Source organism: Trinickia camelliae (genome assembly GCF_053525655.1).
This window is the reverse complement of the sequence record NZ_JBCHAA010000005.1, coordinates 247,148-259,825: the sequence shown is the minus strand read 5'-3', so window position 1 is coordinate 259,825 and position 12,678 is coordinate 247,148. Positions and strand designations below refer to the sequence as shown.

Sequence of the window (12,678 nt, the reverse complement as noted above, 5' to 3'; positions counted from 1 at the left end):
CACCTTTCTTCGAGTTTCTCGAGAAATAGCGGGTTACTCAACCTTCCGCGACACGGCCTGACCGTTTAGCGGATTGCGCGAATCAAGTCTTGCTTGGAAGGACCTAAAACTAGCAAGCGGAGCATAGCACAGAACGCATATACAGGATTCCGCAAACGCTATGCAAGATGACAAAAAGCCGCTTTGCAGCGGCTTTTTGCTAGTGCTATACACGCCCACTTCTAGCGGCGCTTAGTCGTGAAGTGCTTAATCGACTGCGGCTTCACGGCTTGCGCGGCGGCGCTCGTGCTCCTTCAGGTGACGCTTGCGCAGACGAATCGACTGCGGCGTCACTTCGACGAGTTCGTCGTCGTCGATGAACTCGACCGCGTACTCGAGCGACATCTGGATCGGCGGCACGAGGCGCACGGCTTCGTCGGTGCCCGACGCACGCACGTTCGTCAGCTGCTTGCCCTTGATCGGGTTCACGACGAGGTCGTTGTCGCGGCTGTGGATGCCGATGATCATGCCTTCATAGAGCGCGTCGCCCGGCTTCACGAACATGCGGCCGCGATCCTGCAGCTTCCACAGCGCGTAGGCCACGGCGGCGCCGTCGTCCTGCGAGATCAACACGCCGTTGCGGCGCTCGCCGAGCGTGCCTTCCTTGAGCGGCGCGTACTCGTCGAACACATGGCTCATCAGGCCCGTGCCGCGCGTGAGCGTCATGAACTCGCCCTGGAAGCCGATCAGGCCCCGTGCCGGGATGCGGTATTCGAGACGCGTGCGGCCGCGGCCGTCGGACGCCATGTCGAGCATTTCGCCCTTGCGGCGGCCCAGCTCTTCCATCACCCCGCCCTGGTGGCCGTCTTCCACGTCGACCGTCAAGAGCTCGTACGGCTCGTGCTTCACGCCGTCCACTTCGTGCAGCACCACGCGCGGACGCGACACGGCCAGCTCGTAGCCCTCGCGGCGCATGTTTTCGACCAGGATCGTCAGGTGCAGCTCGCCGCGGCCCGACACTTCGAACACGGTCTCGTCGCCGGTATCGCGCACGCGCAGCGCGACGTTGTGGTTCAGCTCTTTCATCAGACGGTCGCGGATCTGGCGGCTCGTGACGAACTTGCCTTCCTTGCCCGCGAGCGGCGACGAGTTCACGAGGAAGTTCATCGTGAGCGTCGGCTCGTCGACGGTGATCATCGGCAGCGCCTCGGGCGTATCGACCGCGCAAATCGTCGCGCCGATGCCGACTTCCTCGATGCCGTTGATGAGCACGATATCGCCGGCTTGCGCCTCATCGACTTGCACGCGCTCCAGACCCTTGAATGACAGGACCTGATTGATCTTGCGATTGAGAATTTCGCCTTCCGGGCCGAAGCGCAGCGCCACTTGCTGGCCGGGCTTGATGCGCCCGCGCGCGATGCGGCCGACGCCGATCCGGCCGACGTAGGTCGAATAGTCGAGCGACGTGATCTGCAGCTGCAGCGGCGCATCCGGATCGGACGGACGCACCGGCACGTGTTCGAGGACCGCCTCGAACAGCGGACGCATGTCGCCTTCGCGCGCGCTAGGCTCGAGCGACGCATAGCCGTTCAGGCCCGATGCGTACACCACCGGGAAGTCGAGCTGCTCTTCGGTTGCGCCGAGCTTGTCGAAGAGGTCGAACGTCTGGTTGATCACCCAGTCGATGCGGGCGCCCGGGCGGTCGATCTTGTTGACGACGACGATCGGCTTCAGGCCGAGCGCGAGCGCCTTCTTCGTGACGAAGCGCGTTTGCGGCATCGGGCCTTCCACGGCATCGACGAGCAGCAGCACCGAGTCGACCATCGACAGCACGCGCTCCACTTCACCGCCGAAGTCGGCGTGGCCCGGGGTGTCGACGATATTGATGTGCGTGCCTTCGTATTCGACCGCGCAGTTCTTCGCGAGAATCGTGATGCCGCGCTCTTTTTCGATGTCGTTCGAGTCCATCACGCGCTCGGCGATCTGTTGGTTCTCTCGGAACGTGCCCGACTGGCGAAGCAGTTGGTCGACGAGCGTGGTCTTGCCGTGGTCGACGTGGGCAATGATGGCGATATTGCGAAGAGCGCGGGTCATAGGAACCTGGAAACGCAAGGAATTTGCGCGAAATGTGAAACATGTTGAGTGCGCCGAAAGCGGCTCGAGGTGCGCTCGTGGGCGATGCCACCTACTACACCGGCCGGCTTGGGATGCACTTTGGGACAGCCAAAAATTATAGCACGCGCGAGTGACGCCGAATTAGCACACCTTTCACTTTCCCGCATCGCGCCGAATCGACGCAACCGCACAAACCCAAAGCGCCGGGACCGAGAACCGAGCCGGCATTCTCCATACTGACAGTAGGCGCTTAATACAAAAGACTCTTGCCTGGGGTGTAATAACGCTTGTCGCGTCAACTAACCGCACCTATACTCCTGCCTAGTCAATTATTGCAAACGCACGAGAATCATGACGGAACCCACCCCTGCGCTGCCCAAGGAACTGAGCGAATATCAGATGGGCGAGAGCGTCGGCTACCTGATCGCACGCGTGAAATCGGTCATGTCGAACATGGTCACGCAACGCACGATGGCGGAATTGGGCATCACGAGCACACAGGCCAGCATCCTGTTCATGGTCGCGAGCGGCCGATGCCTCGTGGCAGCGGAGCTGGCCCGCGACTACGGGATCGACGCCAGCGCCGTCACGCGCCTGATCGACCGGCTGGAAAAGCGCGGCCTGCTCACGCGCGTACGCAGCAACGAGGATCGCCGGGTGGTACGGCTCGCCTTGACGCCGGAAGGCTACGAACTCGCCGCCCGCATGCCGGAAATTTTCACGACCGTGCTCGACAAGCTGCTCGCGGGCTTCACGCCCGAAGAGGTCGGATTCCTGAAGAGCATGCTGCGGCGTGTCCTCGTCAATAACGGGGATCAAACGAATTGAGCACCAGACTGACACACGCAGCAGTCAAGCCAATTCGCCTCGAAACACATAAAAAATAGTTGCAGGGTCCATGATCACACTCCATTCCAAGAGTCGAGCGATGAAATCTCTTCCTCCGTCGGTCCGCGCGCTGTCGTCCCGGGGGGCTTTCGCCGCGGCGGTCGCGGCGCTCGCCCTCAGCGGCTGCGCGAACTACTTCGGCATCAAGAGCGACAAGCAAATCGCACCGGCGAGCCAGTTCGAGTCCGCGCAAAGCCTGCCCGGCCAGGGCGGGCAGTGGCCGTCGCTCGACTGGTCCCAGCAGTTCGGCGACCCGCAGCTGCCGAAGCTGATCGCCGAGGCGCTCGAGGGCAATCCGACGATCGCCCAGGCGCAGGCGCGCGTCGCGAAGGCACAGTCGTATATCGAAAGCTCGCGCTCGAACCTGTATCCGAAGGTGGACGGCAGCTATTCGTGGAATCGGGAGCTGTTTTCGGGCAACGCGCTCTACCCCCCGCCCTACGGCGGCACTTGGTATAGCGAGAACAACGTGCTCGCGAGCGCGTCGTGGGATCTCGACTTGTGGGGCAAGAACCGGCAGAAGCTCGGCTCGGCGATCTCGCAGGCCAAAGCGGCCGACGCCGACATGCAGCAGGCGCGCATCACGCTTGCGTCGTCGGTGGCGCGGACGTATAACCAACTGGCTCAGCTCTACGCGCTGCGCGACATCGCCCAGCGCGAAATCAAGAACCGCCAGGACGTGAGTTCGATCACGAACGGGCGTGTCTCCGCCGGCCTCGACACCAATGTCGAGAAGCAGACGGCGATCGGCAATATCGCGAGCAGCCAGACGACGCTGTCCGATTACGACGGCCAGATCGCGATCACGCGCTATCAGCTTGCCGCCCTGCTGGGCAAGGGCCCCGATCGTGGCCTGCAAATTGCGCAGCCGGTACTGGCGCCCGGCGGCACCGTCGTGCTGCCGGACAATCTGCCTGCCGATCTCGTCTCGCGCCGGCCCGATATCGTCGCCGCGCGCTGGCAAGTGGAAGCGGCCATGCACGACGTGAAGGAGGCAAAAGCCGAATTCTTCCCTGACGTGAACCTCGCAGCCGCCGCCGGCTTCGACGCATTCGGCTGGGGCCGCTTCCTGACGTCGTCGAGCCGTCAGATCCAGTTCGGCCCGGCGGTCCACCTGCCGATCTTCGACGCCGGCGCGCTGCGCTCGCAATTGAAGGGACGCTATGCCGACTTCGACCTCGACGTCGCCAACTACAACCAGACGCTCATCAACGCGCTGTCCGACGTCGCGACGCAAGTGGCGTCGATCCGCTCGATCGACCAGCAGATGGGCGACGCGCAGCGGGCACTCGATGCGTCGACCAAGGCTTACGAGCTGGCGGTCATCCGCTACAAGGCCGGTCTCTCGGAGCAGTTGCAGGTGCTGAACGCCGACATCAACCGCCTGACCGCCGAGCAAACGGTGACGAATCTGAAAATGAGGCGGCGCGACATGCAGTTCGCGCTGATCACGGCGCTCGGCGGCGGGTTCGACGCGAACGCCGCGGGCCTGACAGCCCCCGCCGAAGCGTCCGCCGCGCACACGCCCAGCTGACCCCCGCGGACGACAAACAACTAAACGACCAAGATTGAGCGAATACGGAGCTTTGGAATGAGTGAAACCCAACAAGCCGCGACCAGCGTGCAGCAGCCGAAATCGAACGGCAAGCGCAAGCGCATGATGACGCTGCTCGTCATCGTGATCCTGATCGCCGCGGTCGCCTACGGCCTCTACTACTTCCTCGACGCGCGCTTCCACGAGGACACCGACGACGCCTACGTGAACGGCAACGTCGTGCAGATCACGCCGCAAGTGACAGGCACGGTGATCGCCGTCAACGCCGACGATACACAGACCGTCAAGGAAGGTGCCCCCCTCGTCGTGCTCGACGGCGCCGATGCGCGCATCTCGCTGCAACAGGCCGAGGCGAATCTCGGGCAGACGGTGCGCCAGGTGCGCGGCATTTTCGTCGACGACAACCAATATCAAGCGCAAGTCGCGCTGCGCCAGTCGGACCTCTCCAAAGCCCAGGACGACCTGCGCCGCCGGATGCAGGTCGCGCAGACGGGCGCCGTGTCGCAAGAAGAAATCTCGCACGCACGCGACGCCGTGAGGGCCGCGCAGGCCTCGCTCGACGCCGCCCAGCAGCAGCTCGCGTCGAACCGCGCGCTGACCGCCAATACCACGATTGCGACGCACCCGAACGTGATGGCAGCGGCCGCGAGGGTCCGCGACGCCTACCTCGCGTACGCTCGCAACACGCTGCCGGCGCCGGTCACGGGCTATGTGGCGAAGCGCTCGGTTCAGGTCGGCCAGCGCGTGTCGCCGGGCACGCCGCTGATGGCGATCGTGCCGCTGAACGCCGTGTGGGTCGACGCGAACTTCAAGGAAGTGCAGTTGAAGCACATGCGCATCGGCCAGCCGGTGGAGATGACCGCTGACGTGTATGGCTCGTCGGTCACGTACCACGGCACGGTGATCGGCTTCTCGGCCGGCACGGGCTCTGCCTTCTCGCTGTTGCCGGCGCAAAATGCGACCGGCAACTGGATCAAGGTCGTGCAGCGCCTGCCGGTGCGCGTCTCGCTCGATCCGCAGGAGCTCGCGAAGCACCCGCTGCGTATCGGTCTCTCGATGAATGTCGACGTGAACATCAAGCAGGACGGCGGCCAGCTCGGCGAAGCGCCGAACACCGTTTATTCGACCGACGTGTTCGCGAAGTACGGCGATCAGGCCGATGCCGAAATCGCGCGCATCATCGCGGAGAACGCCGGCTCGAACGCGGGCTTGCAGTCGCAAAAGGCGGGGGCCGCCAATGCGGCGGCGACGAGCGCGTCGCACGGTTAAGCGGGCCATCATGCTGCAACGAACCAAGGTCTCAAGCTAAATGGCTCAAGCTCAAGCCCCTCACCCGCCGCTGCAAGGCATGCAGCTGGTGATCGGCACGATCGCCGTGTCGCTCGCGGTGTTCATGAACGTGCTCGACACGTCGATTGCGAACGTCGCGATTCCGACGATCTCCGGCGACCTCGGCGTCTCGTCCGACCAGGGCACCTGGGTCATCACGTCGTTCGCGGTCGCCAACGCGATCTCGGTGCCGCTCACCGGCTGGCTCACCGACCGCATCGGCCAGGTGCGCCTGTTCCTCGCGTCGATCATCCTGTTCGTGGTGTCGTCGTGGATGTGCGGACTCGCGCCGACGCTGCCGCTCCTCTTGCTCTCGCGCGTGATTCAGGGCGCGGTCGCCGGGCCGATGATCCCGCTCTCGCAAGCGCTGCTGCTTGGCGCCTATCCACGCGAGAAAGCGCCGATTGCGCTCTCGATGTGGGCCATGACGACGCTGATCGCGCCGGTCGCCGGGCCGATTCTCGGCGGTTGGATCTCCGACAACTACTCGTGGCCGTGGATCTTCTACGTCAACATCCCGGTCGGCATCGCCGCGGCGGCGGCGACCTGGGCGATCTTCCGCAAGCGTGAATCCGTAGTCAAAAAGGCGCCGATCGACGGCGTCGGCCTTGCGCTCCTCATTATCTGGGTCGGTTCGCTGCAGGTCATGCTGGACAAGGGCAAGGATCTCGACTGGTTTTCATCGACGACGATCGTCGTGCTCGCACTGACCGCGGTCATCGGTCTAGCATTCTTCGTCGTCTGGGAACTGACGGCCGATCACCCGGTGGTCGATCTCTCGCTCTTCGCACGGCGCAACTTCACGGGCGGGACGGTCGCGCTATCGATCGGCTACGGGCTCTACTTCGGCAACCTCGTGCTGCTGCCGCTCTGGCTGCAAACCGATATCGGCTATACGGCCACTGACGCCGGCCTCGTGATGGCGCCGGTCGGCTTGTTCGCCATCTTGCTCTCGCCGGTGACGGGCAAGTTCCTGCCCCGCACCGACCCGCGGTACATCTCGACGGCCTCGTTCTGCACCTTCGCGCTGTGCTTCTGGTTGCGCTCGCGCTATACGACGGGCGTCGACACCTGGGCGCTCACGCTGCCCACGCTGATTCAGGGTATCGCGATGGCGGGCTTCTTCATTCCGCTCGTCTCGATCACGCTGTCGGGCCTGCACGGCAGCCGGATTCCGGCTGCTTCTGGCTTATCGAACTTCGTGCGGATCATGTGCGGCGGCATCGGCACGTCGATCTTCCAGACCGCCTGGGACCATCGCACGATCCTGCATCACGCGCAGCTCACCGAGCAGGCAACCGCGTACAACCCGGTGTTCACGCAGCAGATGGCGGGGATGGGTGCCGCCGGGCTCGATCAGTCGCAGAGCTATGGGCTCTTCAACAACATGGTGACGCAGCAGGCGGCGCAACTGGGCGTGAACGACTTGTTCTATTTGTCGTCGGTGATCTTTATCGCGCTGATCGCGCTCATCTGGATCACGAAGCCCGAGCGGGCTGGCGGGGCGGATGCGGGAGCGGCGGCTTCGGCGGCGCATTGACGTTGCGACTTTGCCCCCTTATTTGACAAGATTCGTTCCAGCGTTACGGCCGATGCCGAACTACGGTAATCAACGGCCAGACTTTGTCGAACCGTTGATTACTTGACTCAAGGTTAGCCGGAGGAACGAATCACTTATTGACCACCAGACATCCTGCCATCATATCGTGGAGCGCTTGCTTCTTCTTCGTGAAGGCGGCCATGAAGTAGCCAATCAGGAGAATAAGCGCGGAAATAATCATGGCAAAATAGCGCCCGGATGCTCTGCCGAAACTGATTCGCCTGCCTTCCAAATCGGTGACCTTAATCCCAAGCGCCAATTTCCCTAACGTGCCCTGTTTGGATGAGCTTTCCATTGCCGCGAAATATATCCAACTGAAGAGAATTCCGCAAAGGTCCGCCAGTCCCTTTAGGATACCGACTTGATCTGCAACCCCTCCGCCAATCATGACAAAGGCAATTGCCACGCCGACAATGCCGCCGATTAACACCAACACAATCGTATCTATTAGCCGGGCAGCAAATCTCTTCCAAAAACCTGCGTATCTCATTTATTTTCCTTTGTAGACATGTTTCAAACTCTGGCCCGACAGCGAAAATGCAATCTAAATCGGACTACTAACATTCAAACATGTCAAAGGACGAGCCACTATCGGACTATTCTTATTCGCCGCCCTTCGTTCCATTAAGCCGAAGAGCGAGAACCAATGCTCGTCAGATTTGATCGGGCGCCTGAAATCGCGCTCTAATCATGCTGCGGCAGTCACGACAAGACGTTCGGGTGCCAGCACGCCGTCTGCCGCTTTCGCTACACCCAACAGCTTGCCGCCGTCGTCATAGACCCGCACTCTGGTACCTTGCACAGCATCGATCGCCGGCAATTCCGCGAGACGCAAACGCTGGCCGTGCAGGAATCGCCGCGTCGCCTCGGCATCGAGCTCGACTGACGGAAACGTCGATAGCAACGCATCAACCGGCTGCAGCCACGCATCGCGCTCGCCTTGCTCGGCATCTGAAAGCGCGTCGAGCGTCACCGAGTGCTCGAGCGTCAGCGAGCCGACACCCGTACGGCGCAGCGCAACCAGATGCGCGCCGCAGCCGAGCGCCTCGCCCATATCCTCCGCGAGCGTGCGCACATAGGTGCCCTTGCTGCACGTTACGCGAAACGTCACATCGGGAAGCTCACACGCGAGCAATTCGAGCGCGTGGATCGTCACATTGCGCCCTTCCCGCTCGACGGTCTGCCCCGCGCGCGCGTATTCGTAGAGCGGTTTGCCGTCGCGCTTGAGCGCCGAATACATCGGCGGCACCTGGACGATATCGCCGCGAAAGCGCGCCAACACCGAGTTGATCGCGGCGAGATCGCAAGTGACGTCGCGCGTCTCGATCGCTTCGCCTTCGGCATCGCCCGTCGCCGTGCGAATGCCGAGGCGCATCGTCGCCTCGTAGGTCTTGTCCGCGTCGAGCAAATCTTGCGAGAACTTGGTCGCTTCGCCGAAGCACAACGGCAAGAGGCCCGATGCGAGCGGATCGAGCGTGCCGGTATGGCCGGCCTTCTTCGCCGTATAGAGGCGCTTGGCGCGCATCAGCGCATCATTGCTCGACAGGCCAACCGGTTTGTCGAGCAGCAATACGCCGTCGAGCGCGCGGCGCGGCACGCGGGGGCGTTGGGTCTGAGTCATGTAAGAGGCAAGACGATGGAACGATGGCGAATCACGCGGCGCGCGAAATCAGTCGTCTTTCGCGCGCGTCGCGTTCGCTTCGTCGATGAGGCGCGACATTTCGACGGCCTTCTCGATCGTCTTGTCGTAGTGGAAGTGCAGCGTCGGCACCGTATGGATGTGCAGGCGCTTGAACAGCAGGTTGTGCAAATGGCCAGCCGCGTGGTTGAGCGCGACCTGCGTCTCCTGCGCGTCGCCGGTCAGCGTCGTGAAGTACACCTTCGCATGTGCGTAGTCGGGCGTCAGCTCGACGCTCTGGATCGTGACGAGACCGATACGCGGGTCTTTGACCTCGCGCATGATGAGTTCGGACAGATCGCGCTGAATCTGATCGGCGATCTGGACGTTCCGGTTCGGGGTACTGCGTTTTTTCGGCATGATGATTCCGTGATTCGGTACTGAAAAATGAACAGCCCCCATGCTCACTGCGTTCGCTGCCCCCCGTGGGGGCGGTCAGTGCGCTTGGGGCGGCCCGGCGCGCACTGACAAAAAAGGCGGAGCGGGCCAGCGCCCGCTCCGCCCTTCGAGCCTTCGCGCCGGTGCTTACAGCGTACGCGCGACTTCCGTGACTTCGAACACCTCGAACTGATCGCCTTCGACGATATCGTTGAAGTTCTTGATCGACATACCGCACTCAAAGCCTTGGCGCACTTCCTTGACGTCGTCCTTGAAGCGCTTGAGAGAATCGAGCTCGCCGGTATGGATCACGACGTTGTTGCGCAGCACGCGCACCGACGACGAACGCTTCACGACGCCATCCGTCACCATACAGCCCGCCACGCTGCCAACCTTCGGCACCTTGAAGACCTGGCGAACCTCGACCATGCCGGTCACGACTTCGCGCTTTTCCGGCGCCAGCATGCCCGACATCGCCGCCTTCACCTCATCCACTGCGTCGTAGATGATGTTGTAGTAGCGGATATCGACGCCATTCGCTTCCGCGAGCTTGCGAGCCTGCGCATCGGCACGGGTGTTGAAGCCGATGATGACCGCCTTCGAAGCCGTGGCCAGGTTGACGTCGTTTTCGCTGATGCCGCCGACCGCGCCATGCACGACCTGCACGCGCACCTCGTCCGTCGACAGCTTGAGCAGCGATTGCACCAGTGCTTCCTGCGAGCCCTGCACGTCGGCCTTGACGATGAGCGGCAAGGTCTGCACTTCGCCTTCGCCCATCTGCTCGAGCATGCTTTCGAGCTTCGCGGCCTGCTGCTTCGCGAGTTTGACGTCGCGGAACTTGCCTTGACGGAACAGCGCGATTTCGCGCGCCTTGCGCTCGTCCGGCAACACGATGACTTCTTCGCCCGCTGCCGGCACTTCCGACAGACCTTGAATTTCGACCGGAATCGACGGGCCTGCCGCCTTCGTCGGCTTGCCGGTTTCGTCGAGCATCGCGCGCACGCGGCCGTATGCACTGCCGGCGAGCACGACGTCGCCGCGCGAGAGCGTGCCCGACTGCACGAGGATCGTCGCGACCGGGCCCTTGCCCTTGTCGAGCTTCGCTTCGATCACGATGCCCTTGGCTGCTGCTTCGACCGGTGCCGTCAGTTCCAGCACTTCGGCTTGCAACAATACGTTTTCGAGCAGATCGTCGATGCCCGAACCCGTTTTCGCCGACACTGGCACGAACGGCGATTCGCCGCCGTATTCTTCCGGCACGACGCCTTCGGTGACGAGCTCCTGCTTCACGCGCTCGGGGTTCGCTTCCGGCTTATCGATCTTGTTGATCGCGACGACGATCGGCACGCCACCCGCCTTCGCGTGGGCGATCGCTTCCTTCGTCTGCGGCATCACGCCGTCGTCGGCCGCGACCACGAGAATCACGATGTCGGTCGCCTTCGCACCACGCGCACGCATTGCCGTGAACGCCTCGTGACCCGGCGTATCGAGGAACGTGATGACGCCGCGCGGCGTCTCGACGTGATAGGCGCCAATGTGCTGCGTAATGCCGCCCGCTTCGCCCGCGGCAACCTTCGCGCGGCGGATGTAGTCGAGCAGCGAGGTCTTGCCGTGGTCGACGTGGCCCATCACCGTAACGACCGGCGGACGCGGCAGTTGCTCCGCGTCGGTCACTTCGCCTTCGACGAGCAGCGCTTCCGGATCGTCGAGCTTCGCCGCGACGGCATGGTGCCCCAGCTCTTCGACGACGATCATCGCCGTTTCCTGGTCGAGCACCTGGTTGATCGTGACCATCTGGCCCAGCTTCATCATCACCTTGATGACTTCTGAAGCCTTGACCGACATCTTGTGCGCCAGATCGGCAACCGTGACCGTTTCCGGCACGTGCACTTCGCGCACGATCGGTTCGGTCGGAGCCTGGAACGACGTCGCTTCCTGATGCTTGCCGCGCCCCTTCGGACCGCCGCGCCAACCGCGATCGACGCCGCCGCTCGAATCACCGCGCGTCTTGATGCCACGGCGCTTTGCAGCGTCGTCCTGCCAGCCGCCCTTGCCTGCGCCCGGCTTCTTCTTGTCGCCAGCCGCCGGAGCCGACGATGGCGTTGCAGCCGGTGCGGCCGCCGGCGCGGCCTTCTTGGCCGGACGCGCGGCACCCTCACCTGCCGGACGCGCCGGCTTGTGCAGCGTGCCCTTGGCTTCCGCAGCCTTCGCAGCCGCCGGCGCTTCCGCGGCCTTGGCAGCCGGTGCGGGTTCAGGCGCCTTGACCTGCGCCTTGCGCGGCGTGTTCATCATCTCGCGAATCGCACGCGCTTCGGCTTCCGCCGCGGCACGGCGCTTGCTGATTTCTTCCTGCTCGGCGCGCGCCTTTTCGGCTGCGACGCGAGCCGCGTCTTCGGCCTTCTTCGCCGCTTCGCGTTGTGCCGCGCGTTCTGCTGCCGCGCGCTCTTCGTCCTCGCCGGAGGAGCGTTCCGCCGCTGCCTCGGCCTGCTCGCGCGCGGCCGCCTCGGCAACCGCCGCTGCGCGCTTCTTCGCGGACTCTTCTTCCTGACGGCGACGCTCGGCTTCAGCCGCTTGCTCGCGAGCTTGACGCTCGGATTCTTCCTGCGCGAGACGCTCTTGACGCTCCTTCAGCTCCTGCGCCTGCTTCTCAAGCAGCTCGGCCTCGCGGCGCGCTTCTTCCTCGCGGCGCTGAAGTTCGGCCTCTTCGGCCTCGGCTGCATGATTCGATGCTTCCACGCCTTGTTCCGCGGTTTCGTCACGCTTGACGAACACGCGCTTCTTGCGCACCTCGACTTGAATGGTGCGAGCTTTGCCCGTCGCGTCGGATTGCTTGATCTCCGACGTATGCCGCTTGGTCAGCGTGATCTTGCGCTTGTCCGCGTCGGTCGAGCCGTGCGACTTGCGCAAGTGGTCGAGCAGACGCGCCTTGTCGGTTTCGGACAGGGCATCGTCTTCGCTCGCTTTCTGTACGCCAGCCGCCTGGAGCTGCTCGAGCAGCACGCCAGCAGGCATTTTGAGTTCCGCGGCAAATTGGGCTACGTTGTTACTCGCCATTCATTCCTCTTAGTGCAAGGACCAGTTCCTTGCGGTTAGCATCGGGTCATGCGGCCAGCCGGCCGCGTCAAATCAGTGCGCCATGGTCGTTTCTCTCAAGAA

Annotated in this window: 9 protein-coding genes; 4 read left to right on the top strand and 5 right to left on the bottom strand. The window is 63.2% G+C overall.

The window, feature by feature from the left end; translation table 11 throughout:
- Positions 1-246: 246 nt before the first annotated feature.
- Entirely contained in the window at positions 247-2,073 is a 1,827-nt protein-coding gene (gene typA, locus AAHK20_RS11425) for a translational GTPase TypA (protein ID WP_449181557.1), read from the bottom strand.
- A 372-nt stretch (positions 2,074-2,445) separates the two neighbouring features.
- Here typA and AAHK20_RS11420 point away from each other — a divergent pair, with 372 nt between their 5' ends.
- The 4 genes from AAHK20_RS11420 to AAHK20_RS11405 all read left to right on the top strand — a co-directional run bounded on the left by AAHK20_RS11420 (position 2,446) and on the right by AAHK20_RS11405 (position 7,406).
- A complete protein-coding gene (locus tag AAHK20_RS11420) occupies positions 2,446-2,922 on the top strand; it encodes a MarR family winged helix-turn-helix transcriptional regulator (RefSeq protein WP_449181556.1) in 477 nt (158 codons plus the stop codon).
- A gap of 100 nt (positions 2,923-3,022) precedes the next feature.
- Positions 3,023-4,516 (top strand): efflux transporter outer membrane subunit, encoded by a 1,494-nt coding sequence (locus tag AAHK20_RS11415; RefSeq protein ID WP_449181555.1) that lies wholly within the window; start codon positions 3,023-3,025, stop codon positions 4,514-4,516.
- A gap of 57 nt (positions 4,517-4,573) precedes the next feature.
- Positions 4,574-5,806 carry an HlyD family secretion protein gene (locus AAHK20_RS11410; protein ID WP_449181554.1) on the top strand — a complete coding sequence of 411 codons (1,233 nt, stop codon included), beginning with the start codon at positions 4,574-4,576 and terminating at the stop codon, positions 5,804-5,806.
- A 40-nt stretch (positions 5,807-5,846) separates the two neighbouring features.
- Positions 5,847-7,406: a DHA2 family efflux MFS transporter permease subunit gene (locus AAHK20_RS11405; protein WP_449181553.1), complete on the top strand. Its 1,560-nt coding sequence runs from the start codon at positions 5,847-5,849 to the stop codon at positions 7,404-7,406.
- Between the two features lie 130 nt (positions 7,407-7,536).
- Here the strand turns inward: AAHK20_RS11405 and AAHK20_RS11400 are convergent, their stop codons facing one another.
- From AAHK20_RS11400 to infB, 4 genes are all read right to left on the bottom strand, one after another.
- Entirely contained in the window at positions 7,537-7,956 is a 420-nt protein-coding gene (locus AAHK20_RS11400; protein WP_449181552.1) for an RDD family protein, read from the bottom strand.
- A gap of 198 nt (positions 7,957-8,154) precedes the next feature.
- Positions 8,155-9,087, bottom strand: a complete 933-nt coding sequence (truB, locus tag AAHK20_RS11395) for a tRNA pseudouridine(55) synthase TruB (protein WP_449181551.1) — start codon at positions 9,085-9,087, stop codon at positions 8,155-8,157.
- Between the two features lie 48 nt (positions 9,088-9,135).
- A complete protein-coding gene (gene rbfA / locus AAHK20_RS11390; protein WP_449181550.1) occupies positions 9,136-9,504 on the bottom strand; it encodes a 30S ribosome-binding factor RbfA in 369 nt (122 codons plus the stop codon).
- 165 nt (positions 9,505-9,669) lie between these two features.
- Positions 9,670-12,576, bottom strand: a complete 2,907-nt coding sequence (gene infB, locus AAHK20_RS11385) for a translation initiation factor IF-2 (protein ID WP_449181549.1) — start codon at positions 12,574-12,576, stop codon at positions 9,670-9,672.
- Positions 12,577-12,678: the final 102 nt, after the last annotated feature.